Origin of the sequence: Paenibacillus sp. ACRSA, from assembly GCF_022346845.1 — a bacterium.
Classification (GTDB): domain Bacteria; phylum Bacillota; class Bacilli; order Paenibacillales; family Paenibacillaceae; genus Paenibacillus.
The window spans coordinates 826,807-845,161 of sequence record NZ_JAKRNP010000003.1 but is presented as its reverse complement, the minus strand read 5'-3'; the positions used below and the strand labels follow the sequence as shown (position 1 = coordinate 845,161).

The window sequence follows — 18,355 nt, the reverse complement described above, 5'->3', positions numbered from 1 at the left end:
TGTATCATCACTCCATAGCAAAATGCACAACGGCACTATATAACATCTTGTTGAGAATGGGGTGGTACGTCACTTGATGCTGAACGTGCTTCACTCGCAGCATCAGCGCTTTGTTGATTCCGATTCGATCCTCGATCGCACGCTCCAGCTCATTCAAGTCATAAGCTTGTACACACTCAACTTTGTCTTTAATCATATCCAGTGAAATTTCCATATCTCTTTCAGGCCTCCTCCAAATCTTAATTGCAGGTTAAGAGCCTGCTGAGCTTCATTGTAGAGTAGCTTTTCCAGTCCGACAAGAGCTTAGGCGCTCCAAAAATGAACAATGAAATCTAGTTGTTTAAAGATTGTCTATCGCTGAAAATGAAAAGAGTCTAATGAGACGAAGGCACTCGCCCGATAAATATATAAATCATCATCAAATGTAAACATTGACTCCAAACCGCCAGCCTTTAGCTTGAACTGAGAAGGAGGTCACAGCCAATGATACGTGTCATGTTAATTGACGATGAAGCGGATGCATTGAATTTGCTTGAAATATTGCTTAAACAAGTGGGAAATGTCGAAATTGCTGGGACATATCTTAATCCCATTCAGGCGATTGATGCTCTAAACCAAACGATGGTCGATGCAGTGTTCTTAGATATCCAGATGCCGGGTATGAAGGGGACTGAAGCTGCGCGGCACATCAGAAATATCTCTCCTGAGTTACCCATTATTTTTACGACAGCCTATGCAGAATATGCGCTGGAAGCGTTCGAGATCGATTCTACGGATTATTTGCTTAAGCCTTTTACGGCAGGCAGATTAGAGAATACAGTTGCACGGATAACCAAAAATCTTTATAAGCAGGCAGAACCAACACAGCCCAACAAGACTCCTGTTCCAGCGGTTTACTCACTCGGAGGGTTTCACATCGTTTCACCGCTTGAGACGGGGACAGAAGTGGTTTGGAAAACCAAAAAGGAGCGAGAGCTCTGCGCATTCCTGATTCATCATGAAGGGAGGCGTGTGAATGCGGGGATCATTATTGAAGCTTTATGGCCAGGATATGATCTCGATAAAGCCAAATCGTATTTATACACCTGCCTTTCTTATCTGCGGAGAAGCCTGACGGCTCAGGAAATCCCGATCCATATTCGCAAAGGGAATCAGGGTTTCTTCGCTGAACTCAACGGGATCACATCGGATGTTGCTCCATTCGAGAAATTACTAAACCAAATATTGGACGAAGAGAATCTGCCAGAGAAGCATTACAATCAGATGAATGAGATCTACACCGGCGATTATATGGATGGTTGCAATTTCGACTGGGCATTTGCCAGACAGTTGGAGATCAAATCATTGTATGTTCGTGTTCTTCGCAAATGGAGTAGGTATTACCGTAGCCAAGAAAAGCTCTCACTTGCGGCGGATAGTTTACAGCGACTACTCACGTTATCTCCCGACTCCGAGACCGACGGTCGCGCGCTAATCAGGCTTCATCTGGAGCTTGGTAACCGAAGCGAAGCGTACCGTGTTTGCCTGCATTTGGAACAGGCTGTACGTATCCAGCTTGGAACAGAATTAGAGGAGGAAACTATGTTACTGGTTCGACAAATGAAGGAAAGACAGAGTGCACAGCCCAATGAAACGTAAATTTATCGCTGTGCTAATTACAGTAGCGATGCTGTTCGCCACTTATGGGTTACTGCTGACATATTTCACAATGAATAAGAAAACGATGCCCATTGCAACCCATGGAACGATGGACTTGACCGATTGGGCATTTGATAAAAATGGTGTTGTTCGTTTAGATGGACAATGGGAGTTCTATCCCCATCAGCTGCTCTTCAGCCACCCACTGAATACAGAGAGTATGGGAGATCAGGCAGCTTCATTGATTCAGGTGCCTGGTTATTGGGCCAAACAGATGGATACGTTGGGCATGGCAACATACCGGTTGAAGATTCGGATAGATGATGACAGTGTTGTATATGGCATCAAAACAGCCGCCGTTCTTCTCTCTAACAGGCTTATTGTCAATGGTCAAGTTGTAGGCTCCAGCGGAGATCCTGATTTGAAAGAGGACTATAGGGCACTCAATAAGCCATATGTCAGTTACTTCACACTAAAACAGGGTTGGAACGATATTCTGGTCGAGGTCGCTAATCACGAATTTAAAGTTGCCAGCGGAATAGGTGAATCGTTTCAACTGGGTAAAGCTGATCAGATTTCTAGAATTCGTGATCTTGCAACGGCACATGACTGGGTGGTCTTAACCGCCTTTTTGATCATGGGGCTTTATTTTATCGGCCTATTCTCTCAGAGGAGAAACGATCTTTCCCTTATCGTATTTGGATTCGTTTGTTTATTTATCGCGGCGTTTACAAGTGTCAGTGGTGAGCGGGTATTGTTTGATGTCATTGGGCCATTCCCATTCTGGCTCTATTTCCGAATTCAAATGGTAGTGACCGTTGGGGTAGGCGTAGGATTTTTACTATATGTGTACACCGCATTCCGCCCCTACATTCACAAGTGGCTTACTAAAGGAGGCTTAGTTACAGGGACGTGTCTACTCCTCTTGCATCTGGCCTTCGCTACGCAAATTACAACAGGACTGCTACGTCTTGTGACATCATTATATGTCACGTTAGCTCTACTTTACGCAACATATGTGTTTGTTCACGCTGTTCTACATAAGGTTGCTGGCAGTTGGTATCTTGCCGTGGCGGCTATGGCGTTAAACGCATTGATTCTGAATCAGAATTTGAACGTATATTTCGGCGTGCCTATCTATTCTTTGCCACCAGTCGAGCCATTTCTTGTACTTCTCATGCTTGCACTGTTGATGTCGCTTCGCTTTTCCAATGCTTTTCAACGGATTGAGGAGCTTTCTGAGCAACTGCTGGAGGCAGATAAACACAAGGATGATTTTCTTGCGCGTACCTCGCATGAGTTCAAGACACCTCTGCATGGCGTGATGAACATATCACGATCTATGCTTGATGATGTTGCCAATCCGGTTACAGCTGGGCAGCGAGAAAAGCTACAACTAATGATTGAGGTCACCCGAAAGCTGTCTCAGCTCGTCTATGACATTCTCGACTTGTCCAAACTGAAACAGGGAGAATTCAGGATCGTTCTTGCACCAGTGGATGTGCGTTCTGTCGTGGAGGTTCAGATCCGTTTCTACGCCTATCTCTGTACAGAGAAGGATATTCAACTCATCAATCAGGTTCCAGCGGACCTACCTCTCGCGCAAGCTGACGAAAATCGAATAAGCCAAGTCATCAGTAATTTGCTTGATAACGCGATTAAGCATACGGAGCATGGAACGATTGTTGTCACCGGGAAAGAACACGGAGGGATGCTCCACTTCGAAGTTAGGGATACAGGTGCAGGTATTGATCCGGATGATCTGCCGCATATTTACGAGCCATTCAAGTCTACGGAGGAAATTCGGAAGCATAGCTTCGGGCTTGGGCTGCCAATCGCGAAGCAACTGATCGATCTGCAAGGAGGTGAGCTTGATGTAATGTCTACGTTGGGGGTGGGTACAACTTTTACGTTTACACTGCCGATGGCATTACAACATAGCGATCCTTGGGTTCCTTCATCTACATCTTATGCTCATCCCTTGGAGAAGGAATATTCATTCTCGACGCCTTATATTATGAATCCTGAAGGTCATCGAACGGTACTAATCGTTGATGATCAATATGTGAATCTAAAGGTGTTGCTGGATGCGTTGCAATCGCTCAATTATCGTGTTATTGCGGTCAAGGATGGTTACGAGGCGCTCGAACAGATTGCCCAGCCAGGTAGAATTGATCTGGTCATTCTCGATCTCATGATGCCTGGTATGTCTGGATATGAAGTCTGTCTAGAAATTCGAAAAAGGTATTCACTGCTGGACTTGCCTGTACTCATGGTAACAGCAGCGCTGCAACCGCAGGATAAAGTGGCGGCATTCCAGGTGGGAGCCAACGATTATTTGCCTAAACCATTTGATCTGGAAGAACTGAAGGCTCGAATTGGAAGCTTGCTTGCCATGAAAGAGTCGCTTGGACGGGCAGTTCATATGGAGGTAGCGTTCCTTCAATCACAGATCAAGCCACACTTCCTATATAATGTTCTCAATAGTATCGTATCTTCGAGTTATACAGACGTGGAGCGTGCAAGGAACATGATTATTGCATTGGCAGATTATTTACGTGGCAGCTTCCGGTTTAGCAATACGGATGAACGTATCGAATTTGATGAGGAATTCCAGCTTATTCAAACGTATGTGGAGATTGAGCAAGCAAGGTTCGGGGATCGAATCTGCTTCAAATATGATATCCCCGAAAATGCTTATCGCTCGAAGATGCCGCCGCTGCTGTTACAGCCGTTGGTTGAAAATGCCATCCGTCATGGTATCGGAGCTCGAATTGAAGGCGGAACGGTAGAATTGAAAGCAGAACGATCCGAAGGTGGTTGGTTATTCACTGTAACTGATGATGGAGTCGGAATTTCTACTGAACGAATAGATCTGTTACTTGAACAAAACGAATTGAATGGTGAGCACGGCGTAGGCTTGCGGAATATTAATAAGCGACTGAGATTTGAATACGGGACTTCACTGGAGCTCGCAAGCGAGCCAGGGCGTGGAACGAGTGTTGCCTTTCGTATTCCGGATATACAACCTTAATGGAAAAATAGGTTATAACAATGGGTTCCATCGCATTTGCGATGGAGCTTTTTTGTATTGGCATAGCGTTAGTTCCAACAACATCTGGAATGGTTGGGTTTACATGTTCTACAAGCAATAATTAATAGATAGTTGTGCAATTAAATTCGTCGAAGAATGTCGAAAATAGTCATTTTTTAAGGTTTTTTTAAGGTGCCCTCCGTTATGCTGATTTGAAATATACAGATGCATCAGTAGAACGAGAAGACGGAGGGATAGATGCGTAATGGATTCAGTGAAAATAATGAGGAAGAAATACAACGGATACTTTCGAAGAATGGCACACCTGTTGCTAGCCATCATTATCTTTATACCATCCTTGGTGATTGGAAGCGGGGTAACGTCGGCAGCATCCGGCTGGTCGATCATCGATGGGTACGTTCCAACTGGAATTAATGTAGATCCAGCCATGAGAGGTGAAAAGCCTACCATACTGGAGTGGAATGGTGAAATTTATGTAGCATGGAAAGAAACAATTCCGAGTACGCCTACGATTAGTCAAATCAGAGTTAAAAAGTTTAATGGCTCAAATTGGGTTAGTGTTGATGGGGGTCACCCAACATATGGTTTAAATTACGATATTAACAGAGATGTCGAGTCTCCAGTACTAGCTGTTTATGACAATGCGCTGTATCTGACTTGGTTGGAGAGAAATGCTTCTTATACTGCACAAGTTCGGGTCAAAAAATATGATGGTACGAGCTGGACAAATGCTGAAGGGGGGAACCCTGCCGGGATCAATGAAAATCCTTCCATCACAGCATTAAGTCCAAAATTGACTGCATATAAAGGCGAGTTGTATGCAATTTGGCAAGAAGCAGCTAAGATTCGTGCCAAAAAATTCAATGGTACGACGTGGACAAGTCTTGATGGCGGCGGAACGGATGGGTTGAATATAGCCCCAGGCAGTGGAGCAGGTGGGCCAACTATGATTGTATTTGGAAATGATTTATATGCACTGTGGTCTGAAAGAGTATCTGGCGGCTTCAGTACAGTGCGCGCTAAGAAATATGATGGCACCAACTGGACAGTCGCTGACGGTGGAGCTGGCTTGAACAAGGTTAGTTGGAACAACGCGATTAGTCCATCTCTAAGTGTTATGAATGATCAATTGTACGTAGCATGGGTGGAAGCTCGTGGGGGGCAATATAGCACGGATGATCAGATTCGTGTTAAGAAATTCGACGGCACTACTTGGACTAATATTGATGGAGATGGCGAATACGGTATTAATGTGAATATCGGGCTACGCGCTTTCGAGGTTCAGTTAGCGGGTTTGAATAATGAACTATATGCCATATGGACCGAGAATTCAAACGAGTGGGTAAGTGGAGTTCCCGTTTTTAAAATCCGTGTGAAAAAATATGATGGCAATGGATGGGTTCTAGCGGAAAACGGAAGAAATGGGGGCTTGAATGCTTTTGGAACTAAAACAGCCGTGCACCCTGCTATAACAGCCATGAACGGAGCGCTGTATGCGGTGTGGGATGAGAATGACAGAAAAGTAGTAAATATAAGGGCAGCCCGGTTCACCCCGCCCCCACCACCAAGCGTCACTAGCGTTACTGTAAGCCCAGTTACAACAAGTACGATGCAAGGTGGTAACAGACAACTATTTGCTGCTGTTAACGCAGTTGGAGAGGCATCAACGACGGTAACATGGGGCAGTAGTGATGTCACAAATAAGGTAGCCGTAAATGCTACGGGCTTAGTTACTGCTGCACGAGACGCAACGCCAGGTAATTACATCATCACGGCGACTTCCACATTTGATAGTACCAAGACAGCAACATCAACTGTTACGGTGACATATGCACCAGCAGTTCAGAGTATAACGGTTAATCCAAGCACTGATAGCCTGATGCAGGGGGAGAGCACCCAGTTAACGGCAACGGTAGTAGCCGTAGGTGGAGCACCAGACACGGTAAACTGGCATAGCAGTGATCTCAGTAATAAAGTAACGGTAGATGCAACAGGGAAGGTTAGTGTGGCATCCGATGCTGCACCAGGTGATTACACCATTACAGCATCTTCCACTTATGATACTGGCAAGAGAGAATCGGCGGTCATTACGGTGCGATATGCGCCAGCCGTGAATAGCGTTAGCGTTAGCCCAGGTACTGACAGTATGATGCAGGGAGAGAGCAGACAACTGGTTGCAACGGTAAATGCCGTCGGTGGAGCCGCAGATACAGTGACTTGGGCTAGTAGTGACACGGATAACAAAGTTGCGGTAAGTGATACAGGCTTCGTGACGGTCGCAGCAGATGCTGTGCCAGGGAACTACACGATTACGGCAACTTCGACGGTAGACAACAGTAAAGAGGGTACAGCAACCATTACGGTGACGTATGCACCAGCAGTAAATGGAGTTATCGTTATGCCTGATCCAGCAAGCATTGTGCAAGGAGAAGGTACACAGTTAGAGGCAATCGTTGAGGCAGTTGGTGGAGCTTCGATGGATGTGACGTGGATCAGCAGTGACCAAACCGGCAAAGTCACGGTAAGTAATACAGGTTTTGTAACGGTTGCAGCAGATGCTGTGCCAGGAGACTATACGATTACAGCTACATCCATTGAAGATGGTAGCCAAATGGGAATGGCAACCGTTACAGTGACATATGCACCAGCCATTCACAATATCAGCGTTAATCCGGAAAGTGTTAATGTCGCACAAGGAAATAGTGAACAACTCACCGCCACGGTAACTGCGGTCGGCGGAGCCGATCCATCTGTGATGTGGATCAGTAACGATTCTAGCAACAAGGTAACGGTAAGCGGCGCGGGGAATGTTAACGTTGCTCCCGATGCTGTGCCAGGAGACTATGTGATTACAGCGACATCCGTATATGATCTAACCAAGGTTGCAACGGCGAACATTAAGGTGACGTATGCACCGGCCGTGAACAGTGTCATGGTTAACCCGGCTACGGACAGTCTTATGCAGGGAGAGAGCAGGCAACTGTCGGCAACGGTAGATACCGTAGGTGGAGCCGATGTAACGGTCACGTGGAGCAGTAGCGATACAACCAATAAGGTAAAGGTTAGCGACACAGGTTATGTTACGGTGGAAGCCGATACTGAGCCAGGGGAATATACCATAACCGCGACCTCCACAGTAGATATCAGCAAAAAGGGTAGCATGGCACTTACAGTAACAGCAGCTCCAACGTATACGATTGCTCCCATTGAAGATCGCACATTGGAGTCGCTCATGCTCGATTACGAATCTGGTACTCAGGAAACGAATACCGTGTCCATTCAGCATACGGGTACGGGAAATCTGGTTCATTTATCTGCATCTCTGATCGGGGATGATTCGGATGCATTTATTATCACCCAGCCGGATACTGAATTGATTGCTGGAGATCAGACAGAGTTCACTCTGCGTGCCAAAGATGGATTGCCTGCAGGAACATATACCGCTACCGTTACGTTGACAGCAGATCGGATGCTACCTGTCACTTTCAAAGTAACACAGGCGGTGAATCTGCCTAATGCACCAGCGAATCCTCGGAATTTGACAGCAGAACCTGGGGATGGTCATGTCACGTTGAAATGGGAAACGGAACCCGATGTGAATTACCGGATTTACATGGCATCCGACGATGGTCCTGACCTCATGGTTGAAATCACGGAGGATGCATCATCACCTTATACAGTCCCTGAATTGGTTAACGGTAAAACCTATTACTTTGTTGTAAAAGCAGAGAATAAGGGAGGGCTTAGCGAAGCCTCCAATCAGGTTAGCGTTACTCCATCAAGCGTTCCAGAGGTGCCAACAGATGTGACAGCGACTCCGGGTAACGGACAAGCCACTGTAAGATTTACAGCGCCAACTCATGATGGTGGAAGTCCAATTACGGGATATGAGGTAACTGTATCGCCAGGGAACACGATAATTACAGGCACCACTAGTCCAATAACAGTACCAGGATTGAGTAATGGAACAAGCTATACGTTTACGGTGAAAGCCATTAATAGTGCAGGCAAAAGCATGGATTCGGCGAAGTCCAATGTAGTTGTGCCAGTAGCAGCTTCTGCTCCGCCAACCAATCCGCCTGTAACAGAAGCTCCATCGACCACACCAGTAACGCCAGTCATACCACCGACAACAGCACCAACAGCACCAACAGTGCCAACAACGGTGACGACAGGTGTCGATATTCTGGTTAATGGAAAAGTGGAGAATGCCGGACAAGCGACGATATCCCGACGTGATCAACAAACGGCATTGACGATTGTAGTGGATCAGCAGAAGCTGAATGATAGATTGGCGGAGGAAGGACGAGGTGCTGTTGTCACAATCCCGATTCGCCAAACATTTGACGTCTTCGTCGGTGAGCTTACTGGTGAAATGATCAGGACGATGGAAGATTATCAAGCTGTACTGGAATTCCAAACGGAGCAAGCTTCATATACCGTGCCGGCAGGGCAGATCCGTATTGGGGATATTGCAAGCCAAGTTGGAGGAGCTAGCGACTTGCAGGGAATCAAGGTACAGATTGAAATCGCAGCTCCGACCTCTGTTCAATCGGACATTGTAGGGCGCGCGGCCGCTCAGAATGAGTTAACACTGGTTGCTCAGCCCTTTAACTTTACGGTTAATGCTGTTTATGGTGAGAAGTCAGTTGAAGTCAAAAACTTCGATGCTTATGTGGAGAGAACGATAGCTATCCCAGATGACATAGATCCGAACAAAATTACAACTGGTGTTGTCGTGGAGCCGGACGGATCGGTTCGCCATGTCCCGACCAAAGTACGTCAGAACAATGGCAGATACGAAGCTCAAATTAACAGTCTTACCAATAGCACATATGCCGTGGTATGGCATCCCCTACAATTTGATGATGTAACGAATCATTGGGGCAAAGATGCTGTCAATGATATGGGATCTCGCATGATTGTGGAAGGTGTCGGCAACGGCAACTTCAATCCTGATCGAGCCGTGACCCGTGCAGAGTTCACTGCAATCGTTGTACGTGGTCTGGGACTTCGACCGGAGAGTGAAGAAACGCCATTTTCTGATGTTCAGACCATGGATTGGTACAATGGTGCGATTCGTACAGCAAATGCTTATGGACTGATCAACGGCTTCGAGGATGGTTCCTTCCATCCAAACGAAACGATTACGAGAGAACAGGCGATGGCCATTTTGGCAAAAGCGATGACGATTACTGGGCTGAAAGACAGCCTGAACTCAGGAACTCTGGATACAACGCTCCAGTCATTCCAAGATGAGACTACGGTATCCAATTGGGCACGCAGTAGTGTAGTAGATAGCGTAAAGTCGGGTCTTGTGCAGGGGCGCAGCCAGTCTCAATTAGCACCAAAGGGTCAGATCACCCGTGCCGAGATTGCAACGATTATGCAGAGATTACTGCAGAAGTCGGATCTAATCTAAGTAGAGATAGGCGTTTAAACGATTCTTGCGGTGAATGCAAAAATATCGCCTGGAAAATAAAAAAGCGGAACGATGGCTCTGAGCAGCCTACGTTCCGTTTTTTTCGTTTCAAGCCAAACTTGGAACACCTGTTGAATGCCATCAGTTAGAGACAGCACCGCATTGGCAGAATTGTTCTGATCTACCGCTTGTATCAGTGATTTGTTCGCAATGATGGACATGATACTAACCGCAACGGCTGTCCAAATTACACCTGCTACCTCTGAACGGTATTCATGATTGCGCTATCGTGCGGATAAAGGGAGGCAACTGGTTTAGCCGCCATTATGATCATAAACGGCAAGCATACGCATGACAGTCCCCATCGTAAACATAGGTGAATGTCTAGCATTATGAATTGAGTAAGAGCTCACTCCATTATTGATGCAATAACTATTGTTGCTTTCTTAGTCCAGCGTGTTTATGAATTTAATCAATATATTAGAAGCAACATTACTTTATTTTAGATAAGTTCATTTTGGGCGGAATGGTTCCGAGTAGCCTTGCGATTTTTGTTATTTGCCCTCGGTGATGAAATTCATGGGTTATGCAATGTGTAAAAAGCCATAGTTCAGTTGCTTGAGCGGTATCACTCATCCAACTTGCTTGAACTTCAGGGTTCCAGCTGTCTTGAAAACTATGGAGAAATTCGTGAACGAGAAAGTCTGTCTTTTCAAATAAAGCACGCATCTTCTGTACATCTTGAATAGACTGTGGTCTTAATTTGGGGATAGATCGGCCAAGTCCACGAACGCCTAACCATACGCGATAACAATCTGTGACATGTACATGCAGGTCACGGATGGAATCTCCACCTAGGGCTTCAACGGGTTGAACATACGCGGTTAGGGGCATGGTTTCACACATCTGGAAAAGGGATTCTCTCGTTCGCTTCATCATTTCGTACTGATGCATTAATACATCCGCTTGACTAGTTAATTCATCCATGAACATTAATCTCCTTTTAGAGTAGACTGAACTTTCAGAACTAAATGGATAACCCTAGTTTTCCTTTATAGCATCGGGTGAAATAGTTACGCCCAATCCCGCCCTTGCGTAACATGGCTCATGATTGATACTTTCGTACATATTCGTTTCTCTCAATTAAAGATTATAAATATCTATAATATCTTTAATATATCAATATGTCAAACACATATTTAGTTATGATGTAATCGTCATGGAATGAATGAAGAGATGAAAAAAAAGAAGTTGGTTTACATATAGGCCATGAAGTTGTCAGGCTCTGTATGCTTCTCTCGGGGGTGTGATATAATCGGTCTACAGATGTTTTATCATTTCGGGATACATGATTTCCCTAGTACGCATAGAGAGGTTTTGGATATGACGAAAGACAATTTTTGGCGTGAATTACCACGACCATTTTTTATACTAGCACCGATGGAGGATGTGACGGATGTTGTGTTTCGTCATGTTGTGAGTGAAGCAGGGAAGCCTGATGTATTTTTTACAGAATTTGCGAACACGGAGAGCTACTGCCACCCAGAGGGGAACAAAAGTGTGCGCGGACGTTTGACGTTTACAGCGGACGAACAGCCTATTGTGGCTCATATCTGGGGAGATAAACCGGAATTCTTTCGTGAGATGAGTATCGGTATGGCAAAAGAAGGCTTCAAAGGCATCGACATTAATATGGGTTGTCCTGTAGCCAATGTTGCAGAGAATGGGAAAGGGAGCGGCCTGATCTGCCGTCCTGCAATCGCTGCAGAGATCATCCAAGCTGCCAAAGCCGGGGGATTGCCTGTCAGTGTGAAAACAAGACTCGGCTTCACAGACGTAGACGAATGGCGTGAATGGTTAACTCATATTTTGCAGCAGGACATTGTGAATCTGTCCATTCATCTGCGGACTAGAGAGGAAATGAGCAAAGTCGATGCACATTGGGAACTGATCCCTGAGATTAAGAAACTTCGGGATGAGATTGCGCCGCATACACTCCTGACGATTAACGGCGATATTCCTGATCGTGAGACTGGCTTGAAGCTCGCTGAACAGTACGGTGTGGATGGCATTATGATTGGGCGGGGGATTTTCCAGAATCCGTTTGCCTTTGAGAAGCAGCCTAAGGAACACAGTAGTGAGGAATTGCTTCATCTGTTAAGGTTGCACCTGGATCTGCATGACCAATATGCAGCACAAGAGCCACGTTCATTCAGTGCGCTTACACGTTTCTTCAAAATCTACGTTCGTGGATTCCGGGGCGCAAGTGAGCTTCGCAATGATTTAATGAATGCAAAATCAACAAGTGTCGTGCGGACGCTGCTCGATGAGTTTGCAAGCAAGAGTCAAGATAGGGTAGAAGAGTCGTAACATAATGGAAAAAAAAGTAAAGCTAAACTGCAATTCTTCTGACTTCATGTCGGAGGAGAAGCAGTTTAGCTTTTTTCTAAGTTGTGACCGACCAACGCTTTTAAAGTCTGTGTAATACCTATATCCGAAGGAAGTTTGCCTTGATATTCAAAACAAGGGATACTTAGAAAAGCTTGTGTACGTTCTCGTCGTACTTGCCTCTAGACCCTCAGCGAGAATACGCCGGTTGAACCATCGCCACTGGCTGAGGATTGGCAAGTACCCATTGCACTGCCAATTCGCATAATCTGGCAGGCGCATCATAGTCCGATCCTTTGCGAAGCCTACTTACCAAGTCGGAAGTCTCTTGAAGAAGAGCCGGAGTTAACGGTGAACCCGTACCGAAGTGCTGCACCAACGCATCTAGCATCTTACGGTAATCGGCATCCCAGTTGCCGCCACCATTGTCCAATACTTCATGGGACACACGCCCTGTGATCCGAATAACTTCTCCCTGCACCGTTGGGGCATGGCCTTGGGGCGGGATGAGATATTCCCATAGCTCTTGGTGTTGCTTAGGCCAGGTGGTTGCTGTTACTTGAATGGGCGTATTTCCATCATGCATGATGCGTTCAGCCACCGGCTCCACATCAAAGAGCTGATACAGCTTAAGTAGTGCACCTGAAACCTCGTCAACACGGTCTCTATTATATTTTTCTCGAACGAATTCGAAATTCTTGCCTATTGCTTTTACCGACTCTTTCATCTCCGGGGTGACCGATGCTCCAGCATCCAACAGAATGGTGGAGATTTCCGCCATATGAACAATATCTGCATTCCGGCAATTGATTAAGCCCTTAGCCAGTGGAGTATTTCCCCTTGTATTCTGCACGTTAATATCTACACGATGGTTAACCAACTCTTGTACCACTTGGGTTCTATACGAACCTACGGCTGCGTGCAGCGGTGTCTCGTTCTGGTAATCAACAGCATTCGGATCTGCGCCCAATTCAAGAAGCAAGCGTACATTCCCTGACCAGTGTGCTGCATGAGTGTGAAGAGGTGTACATTGGTATTTGTCTTGGGCGTTAACATCAGCCCCTTGTTCCACTAACCAGCGAACGAGTTCATCGGAAATCTTCCGTAAGCTGAGCGCTGTACCTTTGCTATAGCCCCCGCGGGCATTCCATTCGCATTGCTCAAATACCTCTTTGACGGCAGCAACATCATTATTGGCAATAAGTTTCTCAATATCAGCGGGTAAGGTTGTTTTCTTTTTTTTAGCCATTCGTTTATTCCTCTCCTCTATAAGTACTGACCTTCTTCAACTGAAAAAGCGGTTATACACGTACACACTAAGCCACGCAGCAAGGAGGACCCATACGATAATGAACAACGTAGCCGTGTACCAGTTTCTAGGTTTGTTTAAAATCTCCTGTGCTTTGGGTCTGTTCTCTTCAAGAACCACCTGAGGTATCATTTTTAGGGCAAGGACGATGCCAATAGGAACGATAATGAGGTCATCCACATAGCCTAGAATGGGTATGAAGTCTGGGATAAGGTCGATGGGGCTAAATGCATAAGCTACAACACACAATGTAAACAGCTTAGCAAACCATTTTACTCTAGGGTCACGGTAGGATAGGTACAAAACGAGCAAATTGGTTTTAAGCAATTTCGCAGCTTGTTTTAGTTTTTGTAAGATGGTGATAGTCCCCCTCTATATATGTACATCCTTTTTAACTTATTTAAGCGGAATGTATAGATCTATCTTGGAATTAGGGTGGTCATATCCCAAATAACGTTGATCGTATAACTCAAAATCCTCTCGATCGTCCATTTCTTCTTTGGTATTCAGCAGCCATGTGCCCCAAATATACTGGAAGGTCTGAGGTAGCGCGCGAAGTGATCCGGTATGAGTGAATACCGCGTAACGTCCTGCTGGAAGTATCTTTTGCACAAATGGTTCAGGCAGATCTACAAAAGAATCAACCTCCACACCAGCAATCTCTGTGAATACCACCTCATCACTCATCTCGTACAAGCTGTTCTCATGACATGCCTCGCAGATACCAAATCCTCGTCCAGGAACGGAACGGTGGGGGATCTGGGTAGCGATTCGATTGAACTCCTGCCATAAGGCGGCTAACTTATTATCCTTAAGCGTCGTGTGTCCACGTATTCCGGCAATCTTCGTTTGGGGAAACATGACAATGGTGGGCTGCGTGGTGACGTTGAGCGTCAGATGATCCAAATCGTTCGTGTGCAGTTTCGACTTGGAAGCAATAAAGGTGTCTAAGCGATTGATGCGGTATTCCTGTGGACTGATCCTATAGTTGAATTTAAACGCACGGCTAAACGACTCGGACGATTCGAATCCATTTTCCAGCGCAATCTCAATAACCTTTTTATTCGTATAAAGTAAAGCCTTCGCTGCACTTGCTAATCGCCGTTTCTTAATGTAACTGCCAATGCTCTCTCCCAATATCGCGCTGAATTGGCGGTTCAAATGGTAGTAGGAGTACCCTGCTGCTCGGGCAACCTCCTCCACTTTGATCGCTTCACCAAGCCTATCTTCGATATAGATGATCGCCTGCTCTAATGCTGGTCGGTAGTCCAATAGGAATCCCTCCATGATCAACGGTGCAATGATTGGTATCCGAACATCGTAGTGTCCGCTCTCTCCAAGCTAATCTGAATCGTAGTTGATGTTTCTGATATGGGTTGTCTGATATCGTATGTGTGCCAGCCATTGGCGGCTCTGCCGCCCCAACATAACTCTATTATACCGTCTGCGGGGGAGAACAGCATGCTTTTGGTGGTACCGAAATAGTCCTCAAAATAATGACAACACAGCCCATTGGGATAGCTCGACAATAACATGTCCTTGAGCTGTTCATGTGTTACACCCGTCGATCCCTCCAGTTGGGAAACAATCCATTCCGCTCGTCGCAAAGAATGAATCGCAGCCTGCGGCTCATAACTCACGAGTTCCGGAAGAACGGGATGATTGGTCGCCCAGAGGAACTGTTCTGGCGAGGCTGGATCCATGTGCTTCGTAGCTTGGTTACCATCCATCGTTTCGAATAAAGCGGCGTTACCGGATTGATCAAGCAACATCATATTGACATTACAGGCGATTGGCATGTCTTTGAGATAGAGCAGCGCTTCTTCAACATTAGTACAATGCTCCAGTACCGCCCGAATAGCCGCCCAGAAATGTAAACCTTTAAGCTTAGGGGCTCGCATAAAGTGCACAGCCCCAACGGGAAAACCGCAAGCACTCATCGTTACCACAAGTCCATGCTCATTAAACCCATCGTCACGTCCAAAGCTCATCGTACTCGTTCCCATGTGTGTGTATTTACCTGTGACAGAGGTTCTAGCAAGAACAAAATCCTCCATCTGATGATTGAATTCATAGTTGCGAGCAAGTAAAGGTTTGTTCTGTGCTGTCATCGAGGGCAGCAGGGCAATCTGGCTGCATCGCGGGAGCAGATAAGATAGGGCATAATATGCAATTTGTTTGGCAGGTACGTGTAAGGCCTCTGCAAATCCAGTAATCTCTTCCGTTATGCCTGGGCACCATTCATCGAAGAGATGTACTGCCTCTTGATATTCTTTCTCGCCAAAGCCTTCAAGTGTGCGTGTATACGTGAGTTGTTGTTCTTTATTTTCAGAAATTAGTGTACCTAGTCTATAGCCAATTTCGTAGTTTGTACCTTGTAATTCTAGTGTATGAACGGGAAGTGTTAACATCGCGAACCCTCCTTTTTTCCAAAGTTTAAGCCAGAGAGAGAAGGGGTGCATGATATTTTGTGCTGTTTTTTGAGCTATACTAAAGTAAGATGAAAAGTGGAATGGATGTCTTAAAATTCATTTCGTGAACATGGTGTGCAGCATCTATCAAATGGGTCAACATAGGAGGAATTATGTCCTGGAGTAAATTGAAGCAACAATTGGAGAGTTTCCTCTGTCCTGCGTTAGTTGGAAGAGTTGAATATGGATCAACCAGTTACCGGTATTCACCGGATAAGGCTGGACTTAGTTATCTTGTTGTAGATAAGAAGAACATTCTTAATATGATGGATAAGACGACCCCGATCCGCTGGTACCAGTCGGATCAGGAGATCAAGAATGATCCGCAGATTGAGATTCCGGTCAGTGATGAAGATATTGAAGAGGTTAGAAAAGCGACCAAAGGAAATGTACCAGAGGATCGTCTCCCCGTCATGGCAAGAAGCAAGAAAAGTACAGCTGTAGCGAAAGAGATTTTGTCCGCACAGACTGCACTAAGTAAATCCAATTTTAACGTGGTGGCCAATACGTTTTTAACGACTTCTATAGAAGTAAGCCTGGAGAGCGATGATATCTTGCTGAATATTCTGGCTCTGGTGGACAGGCGTGTAGGTAAGAAACGAATATTGAACATGTCCGAGAAGGTGAAGTCTAAGCATTCCGCTGTGCAGTATTTTTATGAGTTACGGCGTAGCTCGTTATAGCTTTTAGCTATAACTAGTTATCCATTATTGATTATTCTTCGAACTCAACTTCTCGTGATATGATACTCGTACACAACGAGGGGGTTATTTACATGACTGATAAGTTCCAGATCGTAGGAAGTTTATTGCGGCCGGATGAGCTGCTAGAATATAAAACGCAAATTGAACATCGTGATGACATTAAGTATCCGTTCTATAACAATTTTGAGGGATATGCACAGTGTGAAACGAAAGCTATCGAGCAGGTGGTCAAGAAAGAAATTGAGCATAACCTGTCGATTATTACAGATGGTGAATTCTCCAAATCCATGTGGCATCTAGATTTTGTGTGGGGCTTTGGTGGAGTGGAGCGTTATATCGCGGATCATGGATACTTTTTCAGAGACGTGGATGGCACTTCGAAATATGAAACACGTAAAGACATTGGGCTTCGCATCACTGGTGAATTGAGCGGCAAGAATCACCATTTCATTCAACTGTTCAAGCAGCTGCAAGACACGGCTGGTGATCAGCAAACGAAGCTTTGCGTACCTTCACCTTCCCATATCTTCGGTGAGTTGTCCTGGTCGGATAACATTGGTGGCACAGATGCGGTGTACCAGAACATTCAGGAGCTCAAAGCAGGGCTTGTCAAAGCTTATAAAGAATTCGTGGCGGAATTCGCTGCGGCTGGTGGCAAAATCCTGCAATTCGATGATTGCTTGTGGGAGCTGTTTGCAGATGACAACCCGAACTCTCCGTTCACTGGGGAGCACATCAATCAAGAGGAAGTACAAGGTCTCGCGACTGAATTCATTGATATTAATAACACTGTGATCGACTTCGGTCATAGCCTTGGCTTGAAAATGTGGACACATAACTGCCGCGGTAACTATGATTCCCGCAATATGGGTGGAGGATCATATGCGAAAATCGCGAATCTATTCTTGAAGCAGTTGAAATATGATCGTTTCTTCCTGGAGTGGGATGATGATCGTGCAGGTTCGATTGAAGCACTAGAAGTATTCAAAGACAGACCTGAAACGGAAATTGTATTAGGTCTGCTATCTTCCAAAACAAGCACACTAGATGATGAAAATCGGGTAGTTCGTCTGTTGGACGAAGCATCCAAAATTATTGATAAAGATCGCTTGCTGCTATCCCACCAATGCGGGTTTGCATCCTGCGACGGTGGTAACGAATTGAGTGAATCCCAGCAATGGGCGAAGATTGATCAAGGTCAACGGATTGCCAAGCAATATTGGGGGAACTAAGAACGTATCGGAAAAGTAGTATTACTTCATTCGTCGCAGTCTTAGTTTCTAGATTCGAATAGAGATACATGAAATTCATAGGGATGGCTTGCAGATTCAGCAATGGATCGCGAGTCATCTCTATTTTGTATGCCGA

13 protein-coding genes are annotated in these 18,355 nt (G+C 45.6%); 6 read left to right on the top strand and 7 right to left on the bottom strand.

Annotation, left to right across the window (positions count from 1 at the left end; all coding sequences use genetic code 11):
• Positions 1-7: 7 nt before the first annotated feature.
• Positions 8-214: a DUF2536 family protein gene (locus tag MH215_RS13220; protein WP_239290722.1), complete on the bottom strand. Its 207-nt coding sequence runs from the start codon at positions 212-214 to the stop codon at positions 8-10.
• Between the two features lie 269 nt (positions 215-483).
• Between MH215_RS13220 and MH215_RS13215 the strand changes: the two genes are divergently transcribed.
• The 3 genes from MH215_RS13215 (at position 484) to MH215_RS13205 (ending at position 10,115) form a co-directional block, all read left to right on the top strand.
• Positions 484-1,638: a response regulator gene (locus MH215_RS13215; protein WP_239290721.1), complete on the top strand. Its 1,155-nt coding sequence runs from the start codon at positions 484-486 to the stop codon at positions 1,636-1,638.
• A complete protein-coding gene (locus MH215_RS13210) occupies positions 1,628-4,672 on the top strand; it encodes a sensor histidine kinase (RefSeq protein ID WP_239290720.1) in 3,045 nt (1,014 codons plus the stop codon). The genes MH215_RS13215 and MH215_RS13210 overlap by 11 nt, the downstream gene beginning before the upstream one ends.
• Positions 4,673-4,937: 265 nt before the next feature.
• Complete coding sequence (locus tag MH215_RS13205) at positions 4,938-10,115, top strand: Ig-like domain-containing protein (protein ID WP_239290719.1); 5,178 nt, start codon at positions 4,938-4,940, stop codon at positions 10,113-10,115.
• A gap of 14 nt (positions 10,116-10,129) precedes the next feature.
• Here the strand turns inward: MH215_RS13205 and MH215_RS13200 are convergent, their stop codons facing one another.
• A complete protein-coding gene (locus MH215_RS13200) occupies positions 10,130-10,336 on the bottom strand; it encodes a hypothetical protein (protein WP_239290717.1) in 207 nt (68 codons plus the stop codon).
• Positions 10,337-10,607: 271 nt separating this feature from the next.
• Entirely contained in the window at positions 10,608-11,102 is a 495-nt protein-coding gene (locus MH215_RS13195) for a DinB family protein (protein WP_239290715.1), read from the bottom strand.
• A gap of 396 nt (positions 11,103-11,498) precedes the next feature.
• Here MH215_RS13195 and MH215_RS13190 point away from each other — a divergent pair, with 396 nt between their 5' ends.
• Positions 11,499-12,485, top strand: coding sequence for a tRNA dihydrouridine synthase (locus MH215_RS13190; protein ID WP_239290713.1), 987 nt, complete (start codon positions 11,499-11,501; stop codon positions 12,483-12,485).
• A gap of 208 nt (positions 12,486-12,693) precedes the next feature.
• On the opposite strand, the gene MH215_RS13185 is transcribed toward MH215_RS13190, so the two are convergent.
• The 4 genes from MH215_RS13185 to MH215_RS13170 form a co-directional block, all read right to left on the bottom strand.
• The gene (locus MH215_RS13185; protein WP_239290711.1) at positions 12,694-13,752 is read right to left on the bottom strand and encodes an ankyrin repeat domain-containing protein; all 1,059 of its coding nucleotides are present in this window, start codon (positions 13,750-13,752) and stop codon (positions 12,694-12,696) included.
• A 36-nt stretch (positions 13,753-13,788) separates the two neighbouring features.
• On the bottom strand, positions 13,789-14,139 hold the full coding sequence (locus MH215_RS13180) for a YkvA family protein (RefSeq protein WP_239290710.1): 351 nt from the start codon (positions 14,137-14,139) through the stop codon (positions 13,789-13,791).
• Positions 14,140-14,208: 69 nt separating this feature from the next.
• Positions 14,209-15,084, bottom strand: coding sequence for an AraC family transcriptional regulator (locus MH215_RS13175; protein WP_239290709.1), 876 nt, complete (start codon positions 15,082-15,084; stop codon positions 14,209-14,211).
• A 17-nt stretch (positions 15,085-15,101) separates the two neighbouring features.
• A complete protein-coding gene (locus MH215_RS13170) occupies positions 15,102-16,223 on the bottom strand; it encodes a C45 family autoproteolytic acyltransferase/hydrolase (RefSeq protein WP_239290708.1) in 1,122 nt (373 codons plus the stop codon).
• Between the two features lie 173 nt (positions 16,224-16,396).
• Between MH215_RS13170 and MH215_RS13165 the strand changes: the two genes are divergently transcribed.
• Together MH215_RS13165 and MH215_RS13160 are read left to right on the top strand one after the other, a co-directional pair.
• Positions 16,397-16,966, top strand: coding sequence for an SF0329 family protein (locus MH215_RS13165; RefSeq protein WP_056692838.1), 570 nt, complete (start codon positions 16,397-16,399; stop codon positions 16,964-16,966).
• Positions 16,967-17,058: 92 nt separating this feature from the next.
• The gene (locus MH215_RS13160) at positions 17,059-18,219 is read left to right on the top strand and encodes a cobalamin-independent methionine synthase II family protein (protein WP_239290707.1); all 1,161 of its coding nucleotides are present in this window, start codon (positions 17,059-17,061) and stop codon (positions 18,217-18,219) included.
• Positions 18,220-18,355 lie beyond the last annotated feature (136 nt).

Coding starts and splice junctions, on each gene's coding strand:
- MH215_RS13220 (WP_239290722.1), bottom strand. CDS start 214: ATGGAAATTTCACTGGATATGATTAAAGACAAAGTTGAGTGTGTACAA.
- MH215_RS13215 (WP_239290721.1), top strand. CDS start 484: ATGATACGTGTCATGTTAATTGACGATGAAGCGGATGCATTGAATTTG.
- MH215_RS13210 (WP_239290720.1), top strand. CDS start 1,628: ATGAAACGTAAATTTATCGCTGTGCTAATTACAGTAGCGATGCTGTTC.
- MH215_RS13205 (WP_239290719.1), top strand. CDS start 4,938: ATGGATTCAGTGAAAATAATGAGGAAGAAATACAACGGATACTTTCGA.
- MH215_RS13200 (WP_239290717.1), bottom strand. CDS start 10,336: ATGTCCATCATTGCGAACAAATCACTGATACAAGCGGTAGATCAGAAC.
- MH215_RS13195 (WP_239290715.1), bottom strand. CDS start 11,102: ATGGATGAATTAACTAGTCAAGCGGATGTATTAATGCATCAGTACGAA.
- MH215_RS13190 (WP_239290713.1), top strand. CDS start 11,499: ATGACGAAAGACAATTTTTGGCGTGAATTACCACGACCATTTTTTATA.
- MH215_RS13185 (WP_239290711.1), bottom strand. CDS start 13,752: ATGGCTAAAAAAAAGAAAACAACCTTACCCGCTGATATTGAGAAACTT.
- MH215_RS13170 (WP_239290708.1), bottom strand. CDS start 16,223: ATGTTAACACTTCCCGTTCATACACTAGAATTACAAGGTACAAACTAC.
- MH215_RS13165 (WP_056692838.1), top strand. CDS start 16,397: ATGTCCTGGAGTAAATTGAAGCAACAATTGGAGAGTTTCCTCTGTCCT.
- MH215_RS13160 (WP_239290707.1), top strand. CDS start 17,059: ATGACTGATAAGTTCCAGATCGTAGGAAGTTTATTGCGGCCGGATGAG.